The 26729-nt window shown below is 51.2% G+C and carries 20 protein-coding genes; 12 read left to right on the top strand and 8 right to left on the bottom strand.

The genetic code is table 11. The annotated features are described in order from the left end of the window. The first annotated feature begins 33 nt into the window (after positions 1 to 33). The 5 genes from tkt (at position 34) to AC566Q_RS19575 (ending at position 7921) form a co-directional block, all read left to right on the top strand. On the top strand, positions 34 to 2025 hold the full coding sequence (gene tkt, locus AC566Q_RS19595) for a transketolase (protein ID WP_105936262.1): 1992 nt from the start codon (positions 34 to 36) through the stop codon (positions 2023 to 2025). 30 nt (positions 2026 to 2055) lie between these two features. Beyond that, positions 2056 to 3072 carry an erythrose-4-phosphate dehydrogenase gene (gene epd / locus AC566Q_RS19590; RefSeq protein ID WP_499609748.1) on the top strand — a complete coding sequence of 339 codons (1017 nt, stop codon included), beginning with the start codon at positions 2056 to 2058 and terminating at the stop codon, positions 3070 to 3072. 36 nt (positions 3073 to 3108) lie between these two features. Beyond that, entirely contained in the window at positions 3109 to 4284 is a 1176-nt protein-coding gene (locus AC566Q_RS19585) for a phosphoglycerate kinase (protein WP_499609745.1), read from the top strand. A 202-nt stretch (positions 4285 to 4486) separates the two neighbouring features. Beyond that, positions 4487 to 5383, top strand: coding sequence for a fructose bisphosphate aldolase (locus AC566Q_RS19580; RefSeq protein ID WP_105936265.1), 897 nt, complete (start codon positions 4487 to 4489; stop codon positions 5381 to 5383). Positions 5384 to 6784: 1401 nt separating this feature from the next. Then, positions 6785 to 7921 carry a GGDEF domain-containing protein gene (locus AC566Q_RS19575; protein WP_499609735.1) on the top strand — a complete coding sequence of 379 codons (1137 nt, stop codon included), beginning with the start codon at positions 6785 to 6787 and terminating at the stop codon, positions 7919 to 7921. A gap of 8 nt (positions 7922 to 7929) precedes the next feature. On the opposite strand, the gene ppx is transcribed toward AC566Q_RS19575, so the two are convergent. The 3 genes from ppx to AC566Q_RS19560 all read right to left on the bottom strand — a co-directional run bounded on the left by ppx (position 7930) and on the right by AC566Q_RS19560 (position 12152). Next, the gene (gene ppx / locus AC566Q_RS19570) at positions 7930 to 9465 is read right to left on the bottom strand and encodes an exopolyphosphatase (protein ID WP_499609729.1); all 1536 of its coding nucleotides are present in this window, start codon (positions 9463 to 9465) and stop codon (positions 7930 to 7932) included. Continuing rightward, on the bottom strand, positions 9466 to 11535 hold the full coding sequence (ppk1, locus tag AC566Q_RS19565) for a polyphosphate kinase 1 (protein ID WP_499609726.1): 2070 nt from the start codon (positions 11533 to 11535) through the stop codon (positions 9466 to 9468). 110 nt (positions 11536 to 11645) lie between these two features. Further along, positions 11646 to 12152: a glycine cleavage system transcriptional repressor gene (locus AC566Q_RS19560; protein ID WP_499609722.1), complete on the bottom strand. Its 507-nt coding sequence runs from the start codon at positions 12150 to 12152 to the stop codon at positions 11646 to 11648. A 275-nt stretch (positions 12153 to 12427) separates the two neighbouring features. Between AC566Q_RS19560 and AC566Q_RS19555 the strand changes: the two genes are divergently transcribed. From AC566Q_RS19555 to AC566Q_RS19535, 5 genes are all read left to right on the top strand, one after another. Beyond that, positions 12428 to 14578, top strand: coding sequence for an ABC transporter permease subunit (locus AC566Q_RS19555; RefSeq protein WP_499609719.1), 2151 nt, complete (start codon positions 12428 to 12430; stop codon positions 14576 to 14578). Further along, positions 14571 to 16160, top strand: a complete 1590-nt coding sequence (gene pstA, locus AC566Q_RS19550; RefSeq protein WP_499609716.1) for a phosphate ABC transporter permease PstA — start codon at positions 14571 to 14573, stop codon at positions 16158 to 16160. Before AC566Q_RS19555 ends, pstA begins: the two co-directional genes overlap by 8 nt. 13 nt (positions 16161 to 16173) lie before the next feature. Continuing rightward, complete coding sequence (gene pstB, locus AC566Q_RS19545; RefSeq protein WP_499609713.1) at positions 16174 to 16980, top strand: phosphate ABC transporter ATP-binding protein PstB; 807 nt, start codon at positions 16174 to 16176, stop codon at positions 16978 to 16980. Between the two features lie 24 nt (positions 16981 to 17004). Next, positions 17005 to 17727 carry a phosphate signaling complex protein PhoU gene (gene phoU / locus AC566Q_RS19540; protein WP_105936273.1) on the top strand — a complete coding sequence of 241 codons (723 nt, stop codon included), beginning with the start codon at positions 17005 to 17007 and terminating at the stop codon, positions 17725 to 17727. A 305-nt stretch (positions 17728 to 18032) separates the two neighbouring features. Further along, positions 18033 to 19298 (top strand): inorganic phosphate transporter, encoded by a 1266-nt coding sequence (locus tag AC566Q_RS19535; protein ID WP_499609711.1) that lies wholly within the window; start codon positions 18033 to 18035, stop codon positions 19296 to 19298. 156 nt (positions 19299 to 19454) lie between these two features. On the opposite strand, the gene AC566Q_RS19530 is transcribed toward AC566Q_RS19535, so the two are convergent. Next, positions 19455 to 19589 (bottom strand): hypothetical protein, encoded by a 135-nt coding sequence (locus tag AC566Q_RS19530; RefSeq protein ID WP_276309530.1) that lies wholly within the window; start codon positions 19587 to 19589, stop codon positions 19455 to 19457. Between the two features lie 242 nt (positions 19590 to 19831). Here AC566Q_RS19530 and AC566Q_RS19525 point away from each other — a divergent pair, with 242 nt between their 5' ends. Next, the gene (locus tag AC566Q_RS19525; protein WP_105936275.1) at positions 19832 to 20848 is read left to right on the top strand and encodes a universal stress protein; all 1017 of its coding nucleotides are present in this window, start codon (positions 19832 to 19834) and stop codon (positions 20846 to 20848) included. 62 nt (positions 20849 to 20910) lie between these two features. Beyond that, positions 20911 to 21207: a GIY-YIG nuclease family protein gene (locus tag AC566Q_RS19520; RefSeq protein ID WP_105936276.1), complete on the top strand. Its 297-nt coding sequence runs from the start codon at positions 20911 to 20913 to the stop codon at positions 21205 to 21207. Between the two features lie 2318 nt (positions 21208 to 23525). On the opposite strand, the gene AC566Q_RS19515 is transcribed toward AC566Q_RS19520, so the two are convergent. From AC566Q_RS19515 to AC566Q_RS19500, 4 genes are all read right to left on the bottom strand, one after another. Then, the gene (locus AC566Q_RS19515; protein ID WP_499609705.1) at positions 23526 to 24482 is read right to left on the bottom strand and encodes a coiled-coil domain-containing protein; all 957 of its coding nucleotides are present in this window, start codon (positions 24480 to 24482) and stop codon (positions 23526 to 23528) included. Between the two features lie 20 nt (positions 24483 to 24502). Beyond that, entirely contained in the window at positions 24503 to 25165 is a 663-nt protein-coding gene (locus AC566Q_RS19510; protein ID WP_105936278.1) for a hypothetical protein, read from the bottom strand. Next, positions 25158 to 25700, bottom strand: coding sequence for an RNA polymerase sigma factor (locus AC566Q_RS19505; RefSeq protein ID WP_105936279.1), 543 nt, complete (start codon positions 25698 to 25700; stop codon positions 25158 to 25160). The genes AC566Q_RS19510 and AC566Q_RS19505 overlap by 8 nt, the downstream gene beginning before the upstream one ends. A gap of 75 nt (positions 25701 to 25775) precedes the next feature. Next, positions 25776 to 26684, bottom strand: coding sequence for a hydrogen peroxide-inducible genes activator (locus tag AC566Q_RS19500; RefSeq protein ID WP_105936280.1), 909 nt, complete (start codon positions 26682 to 26684; stop codon positions 25776 to 25778). Between the last annotated feature and the right edge of the window lie 45 nt (positions 26685 to 26729).

The raw sequence follows: 26729 nt of genomic DNA, 5'->3' as shown, positions 1-26729 counted from the left end.
CAACTGGCACTCAAATACAATTCAGGAGTCAACATGCCGTCTCGTCGAGAACTTGCTAATGCTGTCAGAGCATTAAGTATGGATGCCGTTCAGAAAGCCAAATCAGGTCACCCTGGTGCGCCAATGGGCATGGCAGACATCGCCCAGGTACTGTGGTGCGATCATCTGCAACATAACCCGGCTGATCCGGCCTGGGCTAACCGCGACCGTTTTGTCCTGTCGAATGGTCACGGCTCAATGTTGCTGTATTCGCTGCTGCATCTCACCGGCTACGAGCTGCCTATCGACGAACTTAAGCAATTCCGTCAGTTACATTCTAAAACCCCTGGTCACCCTGAGTACGGCTACGCACCCGGTGTTGAAACCACTACTGGTCCGTTGGGGCAGGGCATTACCAATGCGGTAGGTATGGCGCTGGCTGAAAAAGTGCTGGCAGCGCAATTTAACCGCGATAACTTTGCGGTAGTCGACCATTACACCTACGCGTTCCTGGGTGATGGCTGCCTGATGGAAGGTATCTCCCACGAAGCGAGCTCACTGGCCGGTACCCTGGGCCTGAATAAGCTGATTGCGTTCTGGGATGACAACGGTATTTCTATCGACGGTGAAGTAGAAGGCTGGTTTACCGATGATACGCCAAAACGTTTCGAATCTTATGGCTGGCATGTGATCACCGATATCGACGGTCACGACCCTGAAGCAATCAACAGCGCCATTGAAGCGGCCAAAGCCCAAACCGGCAAACCCACGCTGATTTGCTGTAAAACCGTTATTGGTTTTGGCTCACCTAATAAGCAGGGTAAAGAAGACTGCCACGGTGCACCATTAGGTGACGATGAAATTACCCTTACCCGTGAAGCGCTGGGCTGGAGCCATGCACCGTTTGAGGTGCCGGCTGATATCTACGCCGGCTGGGATGGCAAAAGCAAAGGCGGTGAAGCGCAACAGGCCTGGAATGAGCTGTTTGCAAAATACGCCGAAGCTTACCCGGAGCTGGCTGCTGAGCTGAAGCGCCGTTTAAGCGGTGACGTACCGGCAGATTTTGTGGCGAAAGCCGATGACTATATTGCTAAGCTGCAGGCGAATCCGGATACGATTGCCAGCCGTAAAGCCTCACAAAACGCGCTGAATGCTTTTGGTCCGCTACTGCCTGAATTATTAGGCGGCTCGGCCGACCTGGCCGGTTCTAACCTGACCATCTGGAACGGTTGTAAAGGCGTAGAAAAAGACGATGCCAGCGGTAACTATGTTTACTACGGTGTACGCGAATTCGGTATGTCTGCCATGATGAATGGTATTGCCCTGCACGGCGGCTTTAAAGCCTATGGTGCTACCTTCCTGATGTTTATGGAATACGCTCGTAACGCTGTACGTATGGCAGCATTAATGAAGCAGCCGGTTATCTTTGTATATACCCACGATTCAATTGGTTTGGGCGAAGATGGCCCGACGCACCAGCCGGTAGAACAAGTCGTTGCCATGCGTGCTACGCCAAACCTCGACAACTGGCGCCCGTGCGATCAGGTAGAATCTGCGGTGGCATGGAAAGAAGCGATTTTACGCACTGATGGGCCTACCTCGTTGATCTTCAGCCGTCAGGGCCTGGCACAACAGCCTCGTAGCGAAGCACAGGTTGCTGATGTCGCCAAAGGCGGTTACGTACTGGTGGACTGCGACGGCACACCGGAACTTATCCTCATTGCCACCGGCTCTGAAGTACAGCTAGCTGTTGACGCTGCGGCCAAACTGAGCGAGCAGGGTAAAGCAGTGCGCGTAGTGTCTATGCCATCCACCGACGTGTTCGATCGTCAGGATGCGGCTTACCGTGAGTCAGTTCTACCTTCTACAGTGGTGAAACGCGTTGCCGTTGAAGCGCTGTCTAAAGAGAGCTGGTATAAGTACGTGGGCTTTAATGGCGCCATTGTGGGCATGGACACCTTTGGTGAATCTGCACCGGCCGGCGAGCTGTTCAAGCACTTCAACATTACTGTTGACGCCGTGGTAGAAGCTGCGCTGGGGCTTTAATCTGCTCCGGCCTTTAGGCTGCATAAAAATATGGTAAGACTCGCCATTAATGGCTTTGGCCGCATTGGCCGAAATGTACTGCGGGCACTCTACGAGAGTGGCCGCAATCAGTTTATCCAGGTCGTCGCGATTAACGAAATCGCTGATCCCGATGGCATGGCACATCTGCTCAAATACGATACGTCCCATGGCCGGTTTGCCTGCCATGTGGAGCGTCAGGGCGAACAGCTCACCGTGGCCGGTGATGTGATCCGCCTGTGTCATCAAACCGAAATAACCGGTCTGCCGTGGGCCGAGCTGGGTGTGGATATTGTGCTGGAATGTACCGGCCAGTATACCGATAAAGCCAGTGGCCTGGCACACATTGAAGCCGGGGCTAAAAAAGTGCTGTTTTCCCAGCCGGGGGCGCCGGATATGGACAACACCATTATTTACGGTTGTAACGAAGACACGTTGCTACCAGAACATAAAGTGGTATCGAACGGTTCCTGTACCACCAACTGCATAGTGCCGGTGATCCAGGTGCTCGACGAAGCTTTTGGGGTGGAGAGCGGCACCATCACCACTATTCACTCTTCCATGCACGATCAGCAGGTAATTGATGCTTATCATCCCGACCTGCGCCGTACCCGGGCCGCCAGTCAGTCGATTATTCCGGTGGATACCCGCCTGGCCCGCGGTATAGAGCGCATACTGCCCAAGTTTGCCGGTAAGTTCGAAGCCATTGCCGTGCGAGTGCCCACAATCAACGTGAGTGCCATGGATTTGAGTGTGACGCTGGCCACAGAAGTGACCATCGATAAAGTGAATCAGGCGCTTAGTGCGGCCCGCACCGGACGCCTCTCAGGCATTCTGGATTACACCGAAGAGCCGCTGGTATCGGTGGATTTTAATCACGATCCCCATTCGTGTATTGTGGATGGTACACAAACTCGGGTGAGTCACCGCCAGTTAGTGAAAACCCTGGTGTGGTGTGACAACGAATGGGGTTTTGCCCATCGAATGCTGGATACCGCATTGGCGATGTATCAAACGGGCAACGAATAATTTAATTTGAATTCAACAGGATGAGAAGGAAACCTTATGTCAATCCCAAGCATGTCAGACATTGAGTTGTCAGGTAAGCGCGTACTGATCCGTCAGGATCTCAACGTACCGGTAAAAGACGGTAAAGTGACATCAGACGCGCGAATCAAAGCGTCTTTACCCACCATCAAAGCGGCGCTGGAAGCAGGCGCAGCAGTGATGGTGATGTCGCACCTGGGCCGCCCAACCGAAGGTGAGCCTGCCGAAGAGTTTTCACTGCAACCGGTGGTGGACTACCTCAACGACGTACTGGATGTCGAAGTTAAACTGGTAAAAGATTACCTGGATGGCGTAGACATTGAGCCCGGTCAATGCATGATCCTGGAAAATGTGCGATTTAATAAGGGTGAGAAAAAAGACGACGAGGCACTGTCGAAGCAGTACGCCGCGTTATGTGACGTATTCGTGATGGATGCGTTTGGTACTGCCCACCGTGCCCAGGCTTCCACCCATGGCGTGGCAAAGTTTGCCCCACAGGCCGTGGCTGGTCCATTGCTGGCAGGTGAACTGGCGGCGCTGTCAAAGGCGCTGGATAACCCGGCTCGCCCGATGGTGGCTATTGTGGGTGGCTCTAAGGTGTCGACCAAGTTAACCGTGCTGAAATCTCTGGCTGATAAAGTAGACCAACTGATTGTAGGCGGCGGTATTGCTAACACCTTTATCGCGGCGCAGGGCCACAATGTGGGCAAATCGCTGGTGGAAATGGATTTAGTTGATGAAGCCAAGCGTTTGATTGAGCAGGCGCAGGCCAATGGCGGCGATATCCCGGTACCAACGGATGTAGTCACCGGTAAAGCCTTTGCCGAAGACACGCCGGCCGAACTTAAGCCAGTTAGTGAAGTAACCGACGACGATATGATTTTTGATATCGGCCCGGACAGCTCAGCAGCGCTGGAAGATATCCTTAAAAATGCCGGCACCATTGTTTGGAATGGCCCGGTAGGGGTATTCGAATTTGATCAGTTCGCAAGTGGAACAAAAGCGCTGTCAGAAGCGATTGCTGCCAGCGATGCATTTTCAATTGCCGGCGGTGGTGATACGCTAGCAGCAGTAGATAAATATGAAATTGCAGACAAAGTATCGTACATCTCAACCGGTGGCGGTGCGTTCCTGGAGTTTCTTGAGGGCAAAACTTTACCTGCAGTAGCGATATTAGAAGAAAAAAACCGCTAACAGCAAAGTAATGTCCCGGCGCCGGAATAGCAGTATTCCGGCGACACCTGCATAAGGATACGCAGGCTGAAAGACCGTTTGTCATAGCGCCGTAAGCACTGCTAAAGCTCTGATAAAACGAGACTTCCCATGCCTAATAAATGATTTCTCTTAACCCTACAACCGTTTATAAAAACGGATAAGAAAATAAGGAGTGTTGCACATGGCATCACAGGCTCAGCAAGCTATGCTGGATAAAATCATCACCCAAAAGGGCTTTATAGCCGCCCTCGATCAAAGCGGTGGTAGTACCCCAAAAGCACTTAAACTTTACGGTATCGAAGAATCAGAGTACTCAAACGATGAGGAAATGTTCGACATGGTGCACGCAATGCGTACCCGTATCGTAACCTGTAACGCCTTTTCAGGTGAGCGTGTCCTCGGCGCAATCCTGTTTGAAAACACACTCGATCGTGAAATCGAAGGGTTAGCCTCTTCTCATTACCTGTGGCAGAAAAAACGCGTTGTGCCGTTTTTGAAAGTCGATAAAGGTCTGGAAGCCGAAGCTAACGGTGTGCAACTTATGAAGCCTATGCCGCAACTCGACGAGCTGCTGGCGAAAGCCAATGCCAAGGATGTGTTTGGTACCAAAATGCGTTCGGTTGTTAAACTGGCCAACCACGAAGGTATCAAAGCCGTTGTTGAACAACAGTTCGCTGTGGGTAAACAAATTCTGGACGCCGGTCTGGTGCCTATTATCGAGCCTGAAGTAGACATCAACAGCCCGGAAAAAGCCGAAGCCGAAGCACTGCTTAAACTGGAAATTCTTACCCAGCTGAATTTGCTGGGTGATGAGAAGGTTATGCTTAAGCTGACCCTTCCTACCGAAGCAAACTTCTACAAAGAGCTGGTGGATCACCCTAAAGTGATTAAAGTAGTTGCTCTTTCTGGTGGTTACTCACGCGATGACGCCAATGCCAAACTGGCCGAGAATCAGGGCATGATTGCCAGCTTCTCACGCGCGCTGACTGAAGGTGTATCAGCACAACAGAGTGACGAAGAGTTTGAAGCGACTCTGGATGCCGCCATCGAAGGCATCTACCAGGCGTCTCTGACCTAGTCGCTATTCCGGCTAAATAGGTTGTAATCCCGGCCACTGAGCCGGGATTTTTTATTTTACGTCGTAAAAGACTCTGTCATCCCGAAAACCACTGTCATCCCGGAATTTTCGGAGAAAATATCCGGGATCTCCTGAGCAGTTTTACTTATTCAATAGAAGTGTTTCAGGTAGCCAGGCGATTAAGGAGATACCGGCTCGGGGGCCGGTATGACGGGGATAAGGTGTCGGCCCAAACAATCCTGTCATACCGGAAGATACGCAGTATCTATCCGGTATCTCCTGAACAGTTTTATTCACTCTATAGGAGTGTTTCAGGTAGCCAGGTGGTTAAGGAGATACCGGCTCGGGGGCCGGTAGGACGGGAAAGGGTTATCTCCGCATTTTGTCGGGGTGCCGACAGCACCCAAAGGGGAGGTGGCTCCCCTTTGGAATCCCCCAGTTCTTAAATCGCGAAAAGCATACTGTAAATGGGCAGGTAAAACCTATCGTCCAGAGAGGGCGTCCTGCCCTCGCTGGCCGGAGTCGTCATCCATGACGCCTCTACGCTTTTACTGGATCTGCCCATTGACAGTATCTCGCGATAACAAGAACCAAAGGAAAAGCCAAAGCGCGCTGTCACGCTCATAACTTGCGCCTTTCAGGATGCTTATCCTCCCTGTCATCCCGGAATTTTCGGAGAAAATATCCGGGATCCCCTGAACAGTTTTACTCACTAAATAGGAGTATTTCAGGTCGCCAGACGGTTAAGAAGGTACTGGCTCGGAGGCCGGTATGACGGGAAAGGGTTATCTCCGCATTTTGTCGGGGTGCCGACAGCACCCAAAGGGGAGGTGGCTCCCCTTTGGAATCCCCCAGTTCTTAAATCGCGAAAAGCATACTGTAAACGGGCAGGTAAAACCTATCGTCCAGAGAGGGCGTCCTGCCCTCGCTGGCCGGAGTCGTCATCCATGACGCCTCTACGCTTTTACTGGTTCTGCCCATTTCCAGTATCTCGCGATAATAAGAACCAAAGGAAAAGCCACAACGCGCTGACGCGCTCCAACCTCCGGTCATCTAAGAATTTACAAAGCCTTCCGTCATCCCGGAATTTTCGGAGAAAATATCCGGGATCTCTTGAACAGTTTTGCTCACTTAATAGAAGTATTGCAGGTAGCCTTACTGTAAAGGAGGTACCGGCCTGGAGGCCGGTATGGCAGTATAAAAAAGCCGGCAATGGCCCTATTTATGTATCTAATTCATTACACTATAAACTGGCTACTGATATTGAACTCTAAATAAGGTATGGCCATCGAACAGATATTAGTCTATATTTTGTAACTAATTTTTTACATAACTATCAGTATTGATAAACGTGTATCGTACATTTAAACAAGGATATTTAGCCTGATGCAGGATGTGCATATGTATATTCAGGTAGGCGTTCTCGCTATCGTAGCAATGATAGGGATTAGTTTTACCTTCGCACTTCCTCAGCCGCGCCATCAACTTAAAGCGAAATCGGCCAGCTATGCCCGCTGGTTTCTGGTTGCTTCATGGCTGGTGGTTTTCTGCCAGGCTGTTTCCCATGTAGGCTACATTCAAATAGGCTTACCCGGCGTATATGCGTCGGCGTTAACCGGCGCTTATATGTTGTTGATGTCGGTTCTTAAGCGTTATGGTACGGAAGTATCACAGCGTAAAAAGTTCGCAGCTGTAACTCATATTATCGGTATATTTGCGATCACTTCCGTGCTGGTGGCTACTCAGGCCTCAGGGTGGATTTCGCATAGTCTGGCGCTTAGCAGTGTGGCGTTTCCGGTGTGGCAGGCGCTGCGGTGTGTAAAACAACACTTCAGTACCGAGAGCATTGGTGGTCATCTGCTGTTTGGTGTGCTATCGCTGGTGATTGCACTGGTGCTGTTTGGCGTACCGGCTTATCTGACCATTGCACCGGCAGACAGTTATTATCATCTGGCCGCTACTTCGGCATTTATGCTGGTGATCATGCTTATTTTTATGCTGGCATTTGCGGTAAATATCCTGCAGTCGTTATTGCTTAAACTACGCTCTCAGATCCACACCGACCCTCTTACCGGTGCTAAAAACCGTCATTTCTTTTACGAAATCGCCCCGAAACTCAGTGCCCACGCTAAACGTAAGCATGAAACCCTGTCGTTGGTGGCGTGCGATATTGATTACTTTAAATCCATCAACGACGAACATGGCCACGTGATAGGCGATATCGCCCTCAAGCGTTTTTGTGAAATTATTCAGTCGCAGTTGCGCCAGGAAGATACGTTAATACGTATGGGCGGCGAGGAGTTTTTAATATTATCGCCGCAGTATGATGGCGATAAGGCTGCTCAGATGGCAGAGCGCCTACGCAAAACCATTTCAGAGACTACCATCTCGGCACGGGGCGTTAATATTTCGCTCACAGCATCCTTTGGTGTGATGCAGATGCCGCCGGATGCCGACCTGTTTACTACAGTAAAAAGTGCCGACCAGGCACTTTTCGACGCCAAAGCCAATGGCCGTAATAAAGTCATTATGGTGTAAAAGGCGGCTTAGCTTACCGCCAGCTTAATATCCACCGCCTGCAGGTAGTTAATTTCCCGTTCCAGATCCGCAGTCATAATAGGCTTGGAGTTTAACCAGCCCTCCGGAAAGATCAGGCTAATGCTGTGTTTATCAGCGGTCACATCAAACTCAGGCAAAAAACCTTCCTGACGCTTAATATTCAGCAGCACTGCAAGGCGCAGCAGGGCAATGAGTTTGTAGATATCTTCTTTGCTGTACTGGGTAAATGCGGGGATATCCTGCACGCGGATTTTCTTGCGGTGAAAGCGCACCAGGGTGGCCACTAACTCTTGCTGTGACTGGTTAAAGCCTGGCATATCCACGTTTTGCAAAATGTACGCAGAGTGGCGTTGAACGCCGCGGGTATTAATCTGTAAGCCCACTTCATGCAGCAACGCCGCCCAGCTTACGATTGCCCGGTAGTCACTATGACGTAGTTTCCAGTTTTTCTGGCAGGCGTCATACAGTGCTTTAGTGGTGGTGAGTACCATATTGGCCTGGCCGGTATCCACATCATAGCGGGTAGCCAGACTCGATGCGGTGCGCCCACGAATATCCGTGTTATGCAGCTCATCTTCCATCTGATACAGCACGCCTTCGCGCAGGGCCGCCGGAGAATAATGCAGCGATTCGATTTTTAATGCTTTAAACAGGCCGATTAACACGCATAAACCGGCCGGGATCACCGCGCGGCGATCGTCGCTGATGGCCGGATCGGTAAGGTTGTCGATATGACCGGCTTCAATAAACTGCTTCATGATTTGCTTGAGGGCTTTAAGGGTCACCTCAGCTTCGTCAGTTGGCTCTTTCTGGCCCTGGTTCACTACCAGGTTACACAGCGTTTTAATGGTACCGGAGGTACCAATACAACGCTGCCAGCCCATGCGGCGATAACGCTCTTCAATGGGCTCCATTTCCTGTTCGGCGGCGGTGATGGCACGCTCGAACTGTTTGGCTTTTAATTCGCCGTCAGCAAAAAAGCGCTGGGTAAAACTCACACAGCCCATTTGCAGGCTGCGGCACAGTTTGGGCGTTAACCCCTCACCAATAATAAATTCGGTTGAGCCGCCGCCAATATCCACCACCAGACGCTTGCCATTATCATGATTGGTATGGGCAACGCCTGAGTAAATTAAGCGGGCTTCTTCGGGCCCGGAAATCACCTCAATGGGGTAGGGAAGGATCTCAATGGCCCGTTTAATAAACACATTTGCATTAACGGCCTTTCTAAGTGTGTAAGTGGCCACTATCTTTACAGAGTCTGGCTCAAAGCCTTTTAAACTGTCGGCAATCACTCTAAGCATGGCCAGCCCACGCTCCATGGCCTCTTCAGACAGCACATTGTTGCTATCGAGTCCCTCGGCTAATCGCACCTTTTGTTTTACCCGGTGCAGAATTTGCACCGAGCCCGCTACAATGCGGGCCACTACCAGGTGAAAGCTGTTAGAACCGATATCCAGAGCGGCAACCTTACTGGCTTCGCGGCTGTCTACGCTGTCGAAAGAGGCGGGAGTTGGCGTCATTTATTTTTGCTCAAGCTGTTTTAAATAGGTGTAGATCTCTTCCTGCGAACGCAATTTCTTGCGATTGCCCCTTTTAACATACTGGTTCAACTGGTCTTTGTCGATCTGACGAGCCTTCAGCGTGTCTCTAAACTGAATTTCCATGATATCGACAATTCGCTGTTGCAGGGTTTCATCGTAGATTGGCGCGCCTACTTCAATACGGTTGTCCATGTTGCGGGTCATCCAGTCTGCCGACGAAATATACACCTTGCGGTTACCGCCGCCGCCGAAGATCATCACCCGGGGGTGTTCCAGGAAACGGTCGACAATGGAGATCAGCTCAATGTTTTCGCTAAGCCCTTTAATGCCCGGGCGCAAACCGCACATGCCGCGCACAATCCCGCGGATCTTAATGCCGGCCTGGCTGGCGCGGTATAAGTCGTCAATCAGCTCTTTATCCACGAGGTTATTAATCTTAAAAGTAATTTGTGCCTCGTGGCCTTCTTTTAAGAACTGAATTTCCTGCCGGATCAACGACTGGATCTTAGTGCGCGCATTGAGCGGCGATATTTGCAGATGCTGAAACTTAAACCGACGATACGGGTAGGAGATCAGCTCAAACACCGAGTTGGCTTCTTCGGCCATTTCCTGGTTTTTGGTAAACAGGCTGTAATCGGTATAAATTTTGGCGGTTTTCTCGTTAAAGTTACCGGTACCAAAATGGGCATAGTGCATTAATTTGCCGCGCTCCTCGCGCGATACAATACACAGCTTAGAGTGGATCTTAAGCGACGGGATCCCCAGTACTACGCGAATACCGGCATCGGTCATGCGTTTCGACCACTCAATGTTGGCTTCTTCGTCAAAACGGGCGCGCAGCTCTACCACCACGGTGACTTTCTTACCGTTATCCACTGCATCAATCAGAGAGCTGACAATCCGCGACTGACTGGCTACCCGGTAAATGTTCAGACGAATCGATTTTACACTGGGGTCGAAAGCCGCCTGGCGTACAAATTCGGTAAAGTGCAGGAAGCGATGATACGGATAATAAAGCAGAATGTCGTGCGCAGTAATGGCTTCGAATACCGTGTTGTAACCGGAAAAGTCCTTGGTATCGATTGCCGGAAGTTTGCTGTTTTCCAGGTAATCCCGCCCCACATTGGGAAAGCCGATAAAGTCTTTAAAGTTACGGTAATGACCGGCTGAATGCAGGGTATCGAGCTTAGTGACTTTTAAGCGTTTTTGCAGATCTTCCACCATGTCTTCCGGCATATCCTGATCGTGGATCACCCGCACCGGCTCGGCAATCAGCCGCTGCTTCATACTTTCTGACATTTTTTCTACGTAACTTTCATCAATTTCATCGTTGATGGAGTACTCAGAATCCCGCGTCATCTTAAACGAGTAAGACTCCAGGGTGTCGAATTTCACAAAGCCGCGGAAGATGTCTTCCATACACAGCTGGATCATGTCGTCGAGCATGATGATGTGTTTGTTTTTGCGGCTGTGCTGCGGCGGAATTAAATGAAAACGCGAGATTTCGCCGGTGGGTACCTGCACAGCAGCAAAGCGCGGATTTCTACCCTCGCGACGTAACGCCACATACAAGTACACCGCCGTACCGTTTAAGCGGCTCAGCAGGTCGGTTTTCTTATCGATCAGAATGGGCGCTATGTGGCGCAGCACCTTATTAATAAAGTAGTTACGTACCCAGTCGCGTTGATATTCATCGAGCTGATTTTTGGGCAGAATATAAATATTGTAGCGAGCGAGAGTTTTGACCACCTCTTTATGAATTGTGTCGAACTTCTTAGACAGCTCAACGACTTTGCGCTGGATCTGTATTAATAACCGGCGCTGGTGTTCGGCTTCTTCATCGTTACCGGCATTGTGGGCAATCACAATCTGACGTTTTACGTCTGCTACCCGCACCCGGAAAAATTCATCCAGGTTATTCGAGTAAATTCCCAAAAAGCGAATACGCTCAACCGCCGGATTATTTTTATCGGCAGCTTCCTGTAGCACGCGTTCGTTAAACGCCAGCCAGCTTAATTCCTTGGGATAATATAAATCAGTGGATTCCATATTGATAAATCACTATTTCTGCAATCAAAAAAATAGGCTATAGCCTGCCAGTAAAGTGTGACAAGCAGTTGACGACCCGGCAAAAAATCGCCGCTGATGGCCGCAGGAAATTACACAGTGGTAGTAATGTCAACAACCAGATCGTTGGCTACCGCTTCCAGCGCATCTTTCACGTCGTCGCGATCCACGTCGGCCGGAATGGCTACCCGCACGCGGGCTTTAAACATCTCGCTTCCCCAGTTTGGGGCGCTTTCGCAGGTAGAGTTAAAATTAATAATGTTGAGCTCAAAGCGGTTGAGCACATTGGTGAGTTCCTGCACGATACCCGGGCGATCGTTACCCATGACTTCAATGGTCAGCTCATCGGCATCCGACAGGGCGGATTCAGTGACCGACTGCGAGTGCACCTGCAGGCCATCCAGGGTGTTGAGGGCGGCAATGAGTTGCTGGTGCTTATCGCCAGGCACCAGTGCTTCCACAAAACCTGCGAACTGCCCGGCCATGTGTGCAAAACTACTGCCCTGCCAGTTACCGCCGTACTCGTATACTTTTTTGGCCACGGCATCAACCAGGCCGGGTCTATCATTACCAATGATCGTGAAGATGACAGGCTTCATCCTCTTACTCCTTTATTGCGTCCTGAGTCGCGAGCTAATTGCATCGCGCAGGCATTAACGGTACCGAATTACATCACTGTGACTTTGCGTGATGACTATTTTTGTTGCCTGATCTTCGCGGCATACTGGTGATCAGCTTTATTATGGTTAACCGCAACGGCTCAGTAGCAACACATCCCGCTTATTCGCAGCTTCCTTTAAGTTTCACTTGATCTTAAAATATCACAACTTACACTGCTGGGCAGTGCAATTTCACGCAAATCGTTGTTCTATACATGAATGTAGCATCTCAACAGGTTTCATTCCTGAAAAAACGCTTACGTCGCGATCGGATTGCCCGGTCGGTGATCTCGGTGTTTGGCTACATCGTGTTACTGACCATGGTGATGATCATCTGGCACCTGTTTTCCCAGGCCATGAATATTGCTGTCTCACCGGGCGTAAAACCGCGCCAGGAAATGCCGGTACTGTCAGGCGGCGAGTTTCTATATGTAGGTGATACGGCCAACGGTCAGGCGGCGGTGATTGCCGGGCCGGGGTGCAGTGTATCGCTGGCCCGGTTAGATAACGGCATATTGTCGTCCCGCCAGACCCTGCGCCGGCCCTGTTCGCATACGCTGGACGTGGTCACCAGTTACGGCCTGCCTTATGTAGTGGATATCTCCGCAACCGGCCAGGTGCGTTTACTCCCGGTACCTACGGTGAGCCAGCCGCTCAGGCAATCCAACTTTATTGATACGCCGCTGGCCAATGAGATGTCTTTTGCCCTGCCGCAAGAGGTATGGTCACAGCAGACCAACTGGCAAATGGCAGTGGGCGAGCAGTGGATCATCATGCGGGTAAATACGCCGGATGAAACCCTGGTGCAATGGATAAACCGTAACAGCCCCACGCACATCGTACGTCAGCAATACTCGGCGGATCAGCCCATGGTGTTGTTGCCCGATACCCGCCAGATCATGCTTATCAACAACAACGTGCTTACTTTTGTCGACAGCAGCAATCAGCGGCTGCATCAGCTTACGGTGGCGCAAAACGTAAGTTGGGCCGACACTATCGTGAAAAATCGCTCGGTGTTTGTGGCGTTGGCAAATAGCACCCTGTTACGGTTAAGCCTGTATAACCAGGCCGGTATTCTGCGCTATCAACCGGCCTATACCATTCAGCTAGAGCCCAACGAAGTCCCCGTGGCGCTGTATGCCCACGCCAGCGTGAATGGCATTGCGGCCATTACCAGTCAGCAGCAGTTATTGTTAATTAACCGCATCAGCGGCGAAGTGGTGGAACGCCAGCAGTTGCCGGTGCAGCCCACAGGCGTTAGCTGGTTTGATTCGCGGGTGTATGTATATGGGGCGGATGCCTATATTCGCCACGAAGTACGCAACATGGCAGGGCTCAGTACCACCAACAGTTTATTAATGCCTCATTTATATGAAGGCTATCCGGCTCCCGATCAAATCTGGCAAACCAGCAGTGCCTCGGATTATCAGGAAATTAAAATGAGCCTGGTGCCGCTGCTGATTGGCAGCCTGAAAGCCTCTTCGCTGGCGTTACTGATTGCCATTCCGCTGGCTCTGGGTGCGGCTGTTTATACGGCGTATTTTGCCCGTCCGCGGGTGCGAGACAGCATTAAACCCACCATCGAAATGCTCGAGGCTGTGCCATCGGTACTGATTGGCTTTATTGCGGCGATATGGCTGGCGCCGCTGGCTGAGCGATTCTTGTTTTCCATTGCGGTATTTATGGTGACCCTGCCGGTGATTTTATTGTTTATTGCGCTGGTGCAGCACCGCGTGGCGCAAAACGTTAGCAGTGAGTTGCAGAACTTTGCCGAAGCCGTGTTGCCGGTACTCGGAATAGTGGTGTACGGCTATATTTGCGTGGTCTGGGCACCTGACTGGCTGCTGGCCGCACTGGATGCCGACGACTTTACCTTTTTTGCCCATACCACCGAAGTGCCGGTAGGTAAAACCACCATTCTGGTAGCCATTGCATTGGGCCTGGCTATTTCACCCAGTATCTACTCACTGGCCGAAGATGCCATTAGCGGTGTGCCCCACAGTTTACGGCAGGCCTCCTATGCGCTGGGCGCCACCCGCTTACAAACCCTGCGCCGGGTGGTATTAAAAGTGGCTTTTCCGGGTATTGTGGCGGCCATGATGCTGGGCTTTGGTCGCGCTTTTGGTGAAACCATGATAGTACTGATGGTAACCGGCAATACGCCGATCGCCGATTGGGATTTATTTGCCGGGTTACGGGCGCTCACCGCCAACCTGGCCATTGAGTTGCCCGAGGCCGAGGTGCACAGTATTCATTATCAGGTGCTGTTTTTAACAGCCTGCGTGCTGTTTAGCTTTACCTTTATTGTTAATACGCTGGCTGAGCTATTGCGCCAGCGGTCTCGCCGAGTGAAAAGTCATGGGTAAGTGGTCGCTCCGGCAGTTCTTAACTAACCGTCAGCAGCAGTCTTATGTGATCAGCCTGGGCGCGTTTTGTGCCGGTTTACTGGTAGTTGCCCTGGCGTGCGTGCTAATGCTAATTACCATTCGCGGGCTCGACTATTTCTGGCCACGGCCGGTACAGAGTATTGAGTTTGAGTTACCCGATGGCACAACCAAACAGGTTTATGCGCAAATCAACGAGCGCCATATTAACTCGCCAGTACAAAGTGGCAGCGAGCCGGCCTTTGTGTTTCGTTATTCTGATAGCCAGCATCCCTATGGCCGTTCATTGCTGGTAGAAGCCAATGCCATAGTGGCTATCACCGAGGCAGCACAAGCGGCTGATATTTTGTTAATCAACGGCTCCCGGGTATTTAGCGAACCGCTTAGTATTCGCCTGCCGGAAGGGCAATCAGGCGAGCTTACGCAGTACGATGAGATTCGCGACACGGTAACAGCCATCCGCGAACAAATCGAAACGGTGCGTAAAGAGCGTTTAGCCAGTGTTCATCGGGAGCTGGCCAGTTTAGATTTGCGCCAGGTAGAAGAAGACGCCCCGGCCCGATTACGCCTGTATGCCGATTTTGAGCGCTGGCAGCAGGAGGTGTTACGCCTCGAAGCGCAGCTGGCAGATTATCAACTGGTCACCCGGTTTAATAATGGCCGCGAGTTTTTAATTCCCCTCGATGACATCGATCGCCTCAGCTACCCGGGGCAGCTCGACTGGTTTGGTAAGCTGGGCATAGTGGGCGCTGGAGTGGTGGCTTTTCTTACCGACGCGCCCAAACAGGCCAACACCGCCGGCGGGGTGTTTCCGGCCTTGTTTGGCACCGTGCTGATGATATTTGTGATGACCATTCTGGTTACGCCGTTTGGGGTACTGGCCGCGGTTTACCTTAATGAGTACGCCCCGAATACGTCATGGACATCAGCGATTCGAATTTGTGTGAGCAATATGGCTGGGGTGCCGTCGATTGTATATGGCGTTTTTGGCCTGGGTTTTTTTGTGTACCTGGTGGGCGGCAATATTGATGAGCTGTTTTTTAAAGACGCATTGCCGGCACCTACCATGGGCACGCCGGGGGTGTTCTGGGCGTCACTGACCATGGCTATCCTAACGCTGCCGGTGGTGATTGTGGCTACCGAAGAAGGCCTGCGGCGCGTGCCTGAAGGGTTAAAGTCGGGCAGTTATGCACTGGGCGCCACCAAATTTGAAACCATCTGGCATACCGTGCTGCCCATGGCCAGCCCCGGTATTATGACCGGCGTGATCCTGGCCATTGCCCGCGCCGCCGGAGAAGTGGCGCCACTCATGCTGGTGGGCGCAGTGAAGTTTGCGCCCAACCTGCCTTTTGACGGCGAGTTTCCGTACCTTCATCTGGATCGCCAGTTTATGCACTTAGGCGTATTGATTTACGATGGCGCTTTTCATAGCCAGACCGACGTGCGCAGCGCTTCATTAATGTTTGCCAGCTGCCTGTTGTTACTGGTGGTGGTTTTTGTGTTAAATGTACTGGCGGTGATATTGCGCCGGCGCTTAAGAAAGCGTTATTTACGCGGCTATTAGAGGTTGTGATCCCATGCTGAAATTGTTTGAACGAGAACAGCTCAACTTAGCAAAACTGCCCGAGGCGCAAACCGCCATTGAGGTGCGGGATTTGTGTTTGCGGTTTGGCGATAAGCATGTGCTCCACAACATCACCATGCGTATTCCAAAAAACCGCATAACCGCGTTGATTGGTCAGTCGGGTTGCGGCAAGTCTACCCTGATCAGCTGTTTTAACCGCATGAACGATCTTATCGATAACAGCGTAACGGAAGGTGAGATTATCATCGACGGGCGCAACATCAACCGCAAAAAAGAAAACCTTTCGATACTGCGCTCTCAGGTGGGTATGGTGTTTCAACGGCCTAACCCTTTCCCTATGAGCATCTACGATAACGTGTGCTACGGATTACGCCTGCAGGGGATTAAGCAACGCCGCCAACTGGATGACGCGGTAGAGCGGGCGTTGATAGAGGCGGCGCTGTGGGACGAAGTGAAAGACCGCTTATTCGAATCGGCCACCACGCTCTCGGGCGGGCAGCAACAGCGGTTAGTGATTGCCAGAGCGTTAGCACTTAAACCATCGATTTTATTACTGGACGAACCTACCTCGGCGCTCGATCCGCTCACCACGCTTATAATAGAAGAGCTAATGGCTGACCTCAAAAAGCGTTGTACCATTGTGATTGTTACCCACAACATGCAGCAGGCCTCGCGGGTGTCTGATTACACCGCCTTTTTACATCAGGGCGAACTGGTGGAATACAGCGACAGTGATACCCTGTTTACGCTGCCAGAGAAAAAACAAACCGAAGACTACATTACCGGCCGTTACGGCTGATCAGGGGCTGTACAGGAGCTTATGATGCGACAGGTTGCACTCAATACACACATTTCAGGCCGGTTTAATATTGAGCTGGAAAACTTACGTAACTCGGTAATGGCCATGGGCGGGGAAGTAGAGCAGCAACTGGCGGATACCTTAAAAGCCATTGCCACCAATAATCCGGGTCTGGCCGAAACGGTCATCCTCAACGATTTGAAAATTAACTCAATGGAAATTCAGATCGACGAGGAGTGCTTACGCATCATCGCCAAGCGCCACCCGACTGCCAGCGATTTGCGCCTGATTATGATTATCTCCAAGGCCATCACCGATATTGAACGCATGGGCGATGAGATAGAGCGGATCGCCAGGCTGGTAACCAAACAAAAGCTGCCCACCGATGTGGCGATAAAGAGCAGTATGTTGTCGATAGGGCAACAGGCTGTAGCCATGATGCGAGGGACTTTTGATGCCTTTGCCCGCCTCGATGAGGAAGCGGCACTGGAAGTGTACGATCAGGACAACAGTATCGACAGTGAATATAAAAAGCTGCTGAGCTATACCGCTGATGAAATGTCGCGCTCCGGCGACTCCATGGAAGACTGGCTGGAAATCCTCTGGGCCTTGCGATCGCTGGAAAGGATCGGCGACCGCTGCAAAAATATTTGTGAATATGTGGTGTCGCTCACCAGCGGGCGTGATGTTCGCCATACGCCGTTGGAGAATTTGCAGCAAAAGCTCGACAACATCAGCGAGAGCTAGCAACGAGGATGGCTGTCTTAAATCTGTAATATAAATGACATAATTGACTTAATAATCGCCGAACGGTGCTGATTGTCTGATTTATTGTGATGAATTATTAAAAATGGCCTATGGCTCGAAGGCACTTTGCGCTAGAATGCGCCGCAACCATTAAGGTAATTGTATAAAAATTCAACCAAACCAAGATGCTTAAAGTTTTTTTATTGCCAGCGCTGAGTAAACCGACAGAATTTGCTCAGACAACAGAAACTCAGTTTCCTGCATTTTTCGTGGCATACAGCTAGGCACAACCGGAGCGACTGTCTGTGGAAATCCTACAAAGTTATGGCATGATCCTGATTATCCTCGCTGCCGTTGTTGGTTTTGTAATGGCGTGGGGGATTGGTGCTAACGACGTGGCGAATGCCATGGGAACCTCAGTAGGTTCTAAAGCGTTAACTATCAAGCAAGCCATCATTATTGCGATGATCTTCGAATTTGCCGGCGCCTATCTGGCCGGTGGCGAGGTGACATCTACCATTCGTAAAGGTATTATCGATACCGCATACTTTATTGATATTCCCGAATACCTGGTCCTGGGTATGATTTCTGCGCTGTTTGCTGCCGGAATCTGGCTGGGCGTGGCGTCTTATCTGGGTTGGCCTGTGTCTACCACCCATTCCATTATTGGTGCCATTATCGGCTTTACCGCTGTTGGTGTGAGTATGGATGCCGTTGCCTGGAGCAAAGTGGGCGGCATTGTGGGCAGTTGGGTGGTTACCCCGGCTATCTCCGGCATTATTGCTTACCTCATCTATCAAAGCGCCAGTAAACTGATTTTCCAAACCGACAAGCCGTTTGAAAACGCGCAAAAATACGTGCCTTTCTACATGGCATTCGCCGGCTTTGTAATGGCGCTGGTTACGATTAAGAAGGGCCTTAAGCACGTTGGCCTGGATATGTCTGATACCTCTGGCTATTTGCTTGCTATCGCTCTTTCGGTAGTGATTGCCTTTATTGGTAAGTGGCTTATCAGTCGTCAGACTTACAGCCATTCAGACGATGCCGAACTGCAACGCGCTAACGTAGAAAAGGTGTTTGCCCTGCTAATGGTGGTAACTGCCTGTTGTATGGCTTTTGCCCACGGCTCAAACGATGTAGCGAATGCTATTGGCCCATTGGCGGCTGTAGTAAGCGTTGTGTCGACCGGCGAAATTACTGCCAGCAGCACACTGGCGCCGTGGATCCTGCCTTTGGGTGGGTTAGGTATTGTGGCCGGTCTGGCGCTGTTTGGTCACCGCGTTATCGCGACCATCGGTGAGGGCATTACCCACTTAACGCCCAGCCGTGGTTTTGCGGCAGAAATGGCGGCCGCCTGTACCGTGGTAATTGCTTCGGGCACCGGTTTACCTATTTCGACCACGCAAACGCTGGTTGGAGCGGTGTTGGGTGTGGGCCTGGCACGCGGCGTGTCGGCGCTCAACCTGGGCATTATTCGTAATATCGTGATTTCATGGATTGTAACGTTGCCTGCCGGCGCGATTTTATCCATCGCCTGCTTCTTCACTCTTAAGGCTGTTTTCGGCGTTTAATAGCGGCCAGCAAAGCTGCAGAGCAAAAGTATTCAGATACAAAAAAATCCGATGGTTTTGCCATCGGATTTTCTTTATGCGGTATGCACTTAGGTAACGCACCTGTTGCTTACGATTTAATACAAATCACCGTATTAGCGGCTCTATTTTTTGTTATTAGTCGTGTGCCAGAAGTTTAGACTTCTTTTCGATTTTGCAATCCAGAATACGCTGGGTATTTTTACGACCCAGGTAGGCGGCAATAGCGTACGGGTGCTTGCGTTTAAAAAATTTTGTGAATGCCTTAAGCATGGTAAGCCCCCTTTTTTACTTGGTTTTTCACTTTTTAAAATTACATTATTACAGTTTTGTGATCAAGCGGATTTTGCGGCTGATACAAATCAGGTTCGGTTATTCTCCACCCTGTAATAATTTAACTAATTGATATATAGATACTAATTTTTACGATTGATGTATCAAAATTAATTTAAATAATTCGCCGATATGGCTGGAAAAGCCATCATAGAACCATCATATTTAATCTATAGTATTAAATGCAGGCTAAAAATAATGGTGAGGCAGCGACCATGATTGGGCATTTCAACAACATTCTTTGTGTTATTACCAGTATCAGCGAGCAACAAGCACTGGTTGAACAAGCCTTACATGTGGCCGAAAGCCATCAGGCCTCGCTTACTCTGCATCTGGCTCTGGAAAGCTTGCCGCCAAATGCCAGCCTGGTAATGGCGTCATTCGCCTACATTGATTCGCAGCAGTCACTCAAAGAAGAAGCCCAGGAACGGCTCAGTGCTATGGTCGATAAGTTAAACGTTACTGAGCGGCCAGAGACTTTGGTGACGGTAGGCAAGCCTTATTACGACGTGATTCAGCAGGTAATGCATGCCGGTCATGATTTGGTGATCAGTCAGGCCAGAAGCGGTATGTCGGGCTTCTTATTGGGTGCCGACGCCATGCATCTGCTACGCAAGTGCCCATGCCCGGTATGGCTGATCCACGAAGAAACCGCGCGTAACTATAAATCGGTAATGGCGGCTGTGGATGTAAATTATCACTTCACCCGCGAAGAAAACCAGACTCGCTGGCAGTTAAACGAGGCGGTAATCGCCAGCGCTGCAGAAGTGGCCCTGCTCGAAAACGCTCGGTTACACATAGTGCATGTTTACGATGCTGCGCCCCGGCATATGATGCGCGACGGCTTGATGCGCAGCCATCAGCAGCAAATGGACAACGCCCTGGCTGAACTTAAAAAAGAACGTAGCGAAGAATTGGCCGAACTGGTAGACAGTCTGCAGCAGAAGTTTGACGAAAAAAGTTTAGGATACCTACAACCTGAAGTGCACCTGGCCGATGGCCACCCGGCAGAGGGATTATGCCGCATGGCTGAGTCGCTACAAGCAGATGTGGTAGTAATGGGAACAGTTGCCCGGGTGGGCGTGCCAGGCCTGTTAATGGGCAATACCGCCGAAGATGTACTGAGTAACCTCGACTGCGCAGTACTGGCCCTCAAACCAGATGGCTTCGAATCAATCGTGCCGAAGGAAAATAACTAACCCACAGTGCAGTTGTCTGCCCGTTGGTATTTCGCGTGAAATAGCCTCTCAGGAGGCTAGTCATGATCGAAAAATACCCGGCAGTTTATATACTCACTAATTCCTATAAATCCGTGTTCTACACCGGCGTAACCACCAACCTGTTACAACGGATATACCAACACAAAATGCACCTGGCCGACGGCTTCAGCAAGAAATACGGCTTAAAGCTATTGGTGTATTTCGAAATGCACGAAGACATCGAAGCCGCTATTCAACGGGAGAAGCGCCTCAAGCGCTGGCGCCGGGATTGGAAAATAAAGCTCATTGAAAAACAAAACCCCCACTGGCAGGATTTATACCCGCTAATACAGGGGTGACGCAGGGTGCAGAACATCGGTATGACTATTATATTCTTGTCATTCGGGATAATAAAATACTGTTATCCCGGCCAAACAACAGCTGTCCCCGGCCAATATTAAACAGTCATCCCGGCCAATAAAACACTGTCATCCCGGCCAAAAAATTACAGTCATCCCGGCCTCCGAGCCGGGATCTCCCAAACAGCCTGGCTCAGCCCAAGTAGTCTTTTGTGGAGATCCCCGCCCAGAAGCATGCGGGGATGACAATTTTTATTCCCGTCATCCCGGCCTTTGAGCCGGGAACTCCCAAACAGTCTGGCTTAGCCCAAATAGCCTTTTGTGGAGATCCCCGCCCAGAAGCATGCGGGGATGACGAAGGTGATGGCATGTAGGGCGACGGAGGGGGGCATGCGGGAGTGACGGAGGGGGCAGAGCATCCGTATGGCTATTTTTATTTCTGTCATCCCTGCCAAAATTATACAGTCATCCCGGCCAAAAAATTACAGTCATCCCGGCCTCCGAGCCGGGATCTCCCAAACAGTCTGGCTCTGTTTAGATAGCCTTTTAAGGAGCTCCCCGCTCAAGAGCATGCAGGGATGACGAAGGTGATGGCATGCGGGGATGACGAAGGTGATGGCATGCGGGGATGACGTAGGCGGTGGCATGCGGGGATGACGTAGGTGGTGGCATGTAGGGCGACGGCGGAGGCATGCGGGGATGACTTTATTTACCCGTCATCCCGGCCTCCGAGCCGGGATCTCACAAACAGTCTGGCTCAGCTTAAATAGCCTTTTATGGAGATCCCCGCTCAGAAGCATGCGGGGATGACGAAGGTGATGGCATGTAGGGCGACGGAGGGGGGCATGCGGGAGTGACGGAGGGGGCAGAGCATCCGTATGGCTATTTTTATTTCTGTCATCCCTGCCAAAAAATTACAGTCATCCCGGCCTCCGAGCCGGGATCTCCCAAACAGTCTGGTTCAGCTCCAATAGCCTTTTGTGGAGATCCCCGCCCAGAAGCATGCGGGGATGACAATTTTTATTCCCGTCATCCCGGCCTCCGAGCCGGGATCTCACAAACAGTCTGGCTCAGCTCCAATAGCCTTTTGTGGAGATCCCCGCCCAGAAGCATGCGGGGATGACGAAGGGGGGTGGCATGCGGGGATGACAATTTTTATTCCCGTCATCCCGGCCTCCGAGCCGGGATCTCCCAAACAGTCTGGTTCAGCTCCAATAGCCTTTTGTGGAGATCCCCGCTCAGAAGCATGCGGGGATGACGAAGGTGATGGCATGTAGGGCGACGGAGGGGGGCATGCGGGAGTGACGGAGGGGGCAGAGCATCCGTATGGCTATTTTTATTTCTGTCATCCCTGCCAAAATTATACAGTCATCCCGGCCTCCGAGCCGGGATCTCCCAAACAGTCTGGCTTTGCTTAAATAGCCTTTTAAGGAGCTCCCCGCTCAAGAGCCTGCGGGGATGACGGAGGGATTGGCATGCGGTGACGACTTTATTTACCCGTCATCCCGGCCCCCGAGCCGGGATCTCCCAAACAGTCTGGCTCAGCCCAAATAGTCTTTTATGGAGATCCCCGCTCAGAAGCATGCGGGGATGACGAAGGTGATGGCATGTAGGGCGACGGAGGGGGGCATGCGGGAGTGACGGAGGGGGCAGAGCATCCGTATGGCTATTTTTATTTCTGTCATCCCTGCCAAAAAATTACAGTCATCCCGGCCTCCGAGCCGGGATCTCCCAAACAGTCTGGTTCAGCTCCAATAGCCTTTTGTGGAGATCCCCGCCCAGAAGCATGCGGGGATGACAATTTTTATTCCCGTCATCCCGGCCTCCGAGCCGGGATCTCACAAACAGTCTGGCTCAGCTCCAATAGCCTTTTGTGGAGATCCCCGCCCAGAAGCATGCGGGGATGACAATTTTTATTCCCGTCATCCCGGCCTTTGAGCCGGGAACTCCCAAGCAGTCTGGCTCAGCTTAAATAGCCTTTTTAGGAGATCCCCGCCCAGAAGCATGCGGGGATGACGAAGGGGGGTGGCATGCGGGGATGACGATTTTTATTACAGTCATCCCGGCCTCCGAGCCGGGATCTCCCAAACAGTCTGGCTCAGCCCAAATAGCCTTTTATGGAGATCCCCGCTCAAAAGCATGCGGGGATGACGAAGGTGATGGCATGTAGGGCGACGGAGGGGGGCATGCGGGAGTGACGGAAGGGGAAGAGCATCCGTTTGACTATTATCATTCCCGTCATCCCGGCCAAAAAATTACAGTCATCCCGGCCTTGAGCCGGGATCTCCAAAGCAGTCTGACTCAGCTAAGATGTATATCTAAAAGGTGTAAACCTTTGCTTTGGCCAACATATCATCGGCCGACAGATCTTCGGTTACGCACTTTTTCACGTCTTTTTTGCTAAAAATGTACACCCGGTCAGCGGCTTTGCCTTCTTCGCTGCGGGCAAAGTCATCCAGCACAAAGGTAATGTGCTCGCTATCCGGTAATTCTCGTAAGCCTGCCCCAAAGCTACACAGGGTATCGCCGATGCTGGCCTCAAAGTTAGCCAGGAAAGATTTATAAGACTCCTCCTGGGCTTTCTTTTGCTTTTCCAGCTCGGCTTTCTTCTCGGCAGCCAGTTCTTTGGTTTCCTGAGCGATCACCTGTTCTTTCGCTTTAAGCTTTTCCAGTTCTTTTTGCATTTCTTTCATTTCTTTTTCAACTTCTTTCTGGCGTTCTTTGTCGGCCGTGCGAAGCTCAAATTCTAAATCACGGTTGCGGCGCTCCAGCTCGCGCATTTCCCATTCTACTTCGCGGTGATCGCTGCGAAACTCCCGCATGCGGTCGTCAGTTTCCCGAATAATGTGCTCCACTTTACGGATCACCTGATGGGCGGTGTCTTCCCAGTCGGCCGACTCGAAAACTACATCATAGTCACCGTCAGTTTCTACGTGAACGCCATCGGCTATTACCGTAACTGAAGGGGCTGGTGGTGCCGGCGGTGCACCGGGAATAACACTCAGGAATTCACCAAAGTCGAAGTCAAATACCCGCGACATACCGCCGGTACGAATGGTGAATACCACCCCCTGTTTAGCCAGGTAGGTAGACTCAATACCCCGAAAACGCACTTTGTCTTTACGGGTATCCTGCTTTAACGCCGTTTCGATTACGCCCGACATAATCGTAAGCTGACGGTCGAGTTCGGGTAAGTCCTGTGCCGTAGCAACAGAGCTTAACGTAGCGCTACCGATTAATGTGCCCAGTAGCGTGGCAAGAGTGGTCATTTTCATAATAGTGTCCAATAGGTTGATTATTCGGTAACGGCGGTATAACCGTCGTCGATGGCATTAATTTCACGTTGCAGCTGAGTGAGCTGGCGTGTGTAGTAGCGCTGGTCGTCGTCGCGCTGCTGGTTAATAAACTGCACCAGTTCGGCAAAGTCTTCGCGGCGCTCCTGGCGGCTCGACTTTAATAAGTACTGCGCAAGCTGGGCACTGCTGTCTTGTTGCTGTTGCTGCAGGGCATTGACATACTGGGTAAACATGGCCTGATTGGCCTGTTGGTAATCATTTATACGATCGGCTACCAGTGCGGCCACTTCGGCTTCAGTTGGGCCAGCCGGTGCACTTTGAGCAAAGCCCATGGTAACGCGACCTTCTTCTACCTGAACTGAAAAGCCACTGAGCACCATCACCATAGCTGCTGCGGACATGGCCATCGACACCGCTGGCAGCCCCTGCCATTGCCACCACTTAGGTTTATCCGGGGCAATAAAGGTTGCGTTCTTATCCCAGGCGGGCATGGGCGGTGCGCTGAACTGCTCGGCCGCCACATTAAGCTGGGTAGCGGTGGCAACCCGGGCCGCAAACTCGGCATCGCTGATGCACAACGCCTCAAACGCAGCGCGTTCGTCTTCTGTCAGGGCGTTATCGAGCCACTGACCAAACAAATATTCAGGGGATTGATTAACCATGTTCTACCTCCAAATCCAGCTTTAACTTCGACAGGGCGCTGTACAGGCGCGACTTCACCGTGTTGCTGGAGAGTCCCAGCTGATCGGCGATTTCCTCAAAAGTAAACTGGCCAAAAAATTTCAGTTCAATCACAGCCCGTTGGGCAAGCGGTAAGCGCTGCATGGCATGCGTTAACGACTGGCTGGTAATGTCGGTCATTAATGAATGCTCGGGCGTTGGGCGTTCGCAGCTCAGCTCTTCGCTGTCTTCAAGTGGAGTATCCGGGCGTTTACGCCGATAAAACTCAATACAACGAAAATGCGCAATGCGATACAACCAGGCCTTAAAACTGCCTTCACCACGAAAGTTCGACAGGCTCTTAAATACCGCAATAAAAATATCCTGCATCAGGTCGGCCGCGTCGTGTGGCGTGCCTGTCATGCGAATACCGTACTGATAAATACCGGTTTCGTAGCGTTTGATCAGCGTGAACCAGGCTTTCTTACTGCCCTTTAAGGCCTGTTCAATAAGTTGTTCGTCACGCTTTTCAAACACCGGATATTCCCATTTTTATGATTGTGTTGTGGGTATAGTCGGGGGGCAGGGCAAAAAAGTTTGCCCTGTTTTAAATTAATTTAGCGTAGGAACCGGTAACAAGGGAGAAAGAATTTCGCCTACCCGGCGGAACAGCCGCATACGCGTGGTGCCCGAGCGCCAGACCAGGCCAATTTCACGGTACGCTTCGTCCTCTGAAGGAAAAGACACCAGGTTGGTGTTTTTCAGCAGATCCTGGTTTAACGCCAGCTCTGGCAAAAAGGTGTAGCCAAGCTTGCTGTTCGCCAGCTGCACCAGCGTGTATAACGAACTGGCGGCCAACGAGCTTATCTGATCGCTGTGCTGCAGGTTACAGGCACTTACTGCATGGCCTGTCATGCAGTGTTCCTGCTGCAGTAAAAAGATACTCTTTTTCGGCAGGCTCTGAATATCCAGCGGCTTAGGTAATTGGCTGGCCAGCTCTTTATGGGCAATTAAATGAAAAGGATCGTGCCCCAGCACCATTTGTTTACAGCCCGGGGTTTCCATGGGCAGTGCCAGTACCAGCAAATCCAGACTGCCATCTGTTAACTGTTGCAGCAGATTGGCGGTGGTATCTTCCTGCAGTTCTAACTGAATCTCCGGTAAAAACGCATTAAAGGCACCCAGCATGGCTTCAAACAAAAATGGCGCAATGGTAGGAATAACCCCAAGCCGCAATTTACCGCGCTGCCAGTTACCGGCATTCTGCGCATACTCAACCAGCTCGCCGGCTTCCTGCAAAATAACCTTGGCACGCTCCACTACATCCAGGCCCAGCGAGGTAAACACAAAGGTTTTATGTTCCCGCTCCAGTAACTGACTACCAAAGTGCTCCTCCAGATTCTGGATAGCCGTACTCAGGGTAGACTGGCTCACATTACAACGCTGCGCCGCACGATGAAAATGCTGCTCCTGATGCAAGGTCACCAAATAATGAAGATGTTTTAAATTAGGCCATTTCATGCAAAGTACTCGATTGTTATCTGTATTTTTAATCTAGTATATAGA

The sequence above is a fragment of the Alteromonas sp. H02 genome, from assembly GCF_059682525.1.
The sequence above is the reverse complement of the archived record's forward strand: the minus strand, read 5'-3'. Positions and strand labels throughout refer to the sequence as shown.

Excerpts from the sequence above, each read along its gene's own strand:
- AC566Q_RS19555 (WP_499609719.1), top strand. The coding sequence starts at position 12,428 with ATGAATGTAGCATCTCAACAGGTTTCATTCCTGAAAAAACGCTTACGT.
- AC566Q_RS19580 (WP_105936265.1), top strand. The coding sequence starts at position 4,487 with ATGGCATCACAGGCTCAGCAAGCTATGCTGGATAAAATCATCACCCAA.
- AC566Q_RS19500 (WP_105936280.1), bottom strand. The coding sequence starts at position 26,684 with ATGAAATGGCCTAATTTAAAACATCTTCATTATTTGGTGACCTTGCAT.
- AC566Q_RS19530 (WP_276309530.1), bottom strand. The coding sequence starts at position 19,589 with ATGCTTAAGGCATTCACAAAATTTTTTAAACGCAAGCACCCGTACGCT.
- pstB (WP_499609713.1), top strand. The coding sequence starts at position 16,174 with ATGCTGAAATTGTTTGAACGAGAACAGCTCAACTTAGCAAAACTGCCC.
- AC566Q_RS19525 (WP_105936275.1), top strand. The coding sequence starts at position 19,832 with ATGCAGGCTAAAAATAATGGTGAGGCAGCGACCATGATTGGGCATTTC.
- pstA (WP_499609716.1), top strand. The coding sequence starts at position 14,571 with ATGGGTAAGTGGTCGCTCCGGCAGTTCTTAACTAACCGTCAGCAGCAG.
- ppk1 (WP_499609726.1), bottom strand. The coding sequence starts at position 11,535 with ATGGAATCCACTGATTTATATTATCCCAAGGAATTAAGCTGGCTGGCG.
- AC566Q_RS19575 (WP_499609735.1), top strand. The coding sequence starts at position 6,785 with ATGTATATTCAGGTAGGCGTTCTCGCTATCGTAGCAATGATAGGGATT.
- ppx (WP_499609729.1), bottom strand. The coding sequence starts at position 9,465 with ATGACGCCAACTCCCGCCTCTTTCGACAGCGTAGACAGCCGCGAAGCC.
- AC566Q_RS19520 (WP_105936276.1), top strand. The coding sequence starts at position 20,911 with ATGATCGAAAAATACCCGGCAGTTTATATACTCACTAATTCCTATAAA.
- AC566Q_RS19510 (WP_105936278.1), bottom strand. The coding sequence starts at position 25,165 with ATGGTTAATCAATCCCCTGAATATTTGTTTGGTCAGTGGCTCGATAAC.
- AC566Q_RS19560 (WP_499609722.1), bottom strand. The coding sequence starts at position 12,152 with ATGAAGCCTGTCATCTTCACGATCATTGGTAATGATAGACCCGGCCTG.
- AC566Q_RS19515 (WP_499609705.1), bottom strand. The coding sequence starts at position 24,482 with ATGAAAATGACCACTCTTGCCACGCTACTGGGCACATTAATCGGTAGC.
- phoU (WP_105936273.1), top strand. The coding sequence starts at position 17,005 with ATGCGACAGGTTGCACTCAATACACACATTTCAGGCCGGTTTAATATT.
- epd (WP_499609748.1), top strand. The coding sequence starts at position 2,056 with ATGGTAAGACTCGCCATTAATGGCTTTGGCCGCATTGGCCGAAATGTA.
- tkt (WP_105936262.1), top strand. The coding sequence starts at position 34 with ATGCCGTCTCGTCGAGAACTTGCTAATGCTGTCAGAGCATTAAGTATG.
- AC566Q_RS19585 (WP_499609745.1), top strand. The coding sequence starts at position 3,109 with ATGTCAATCCCAAGCATGTCAGACATTGAGTTGTCAGGTAAGCGCGTA.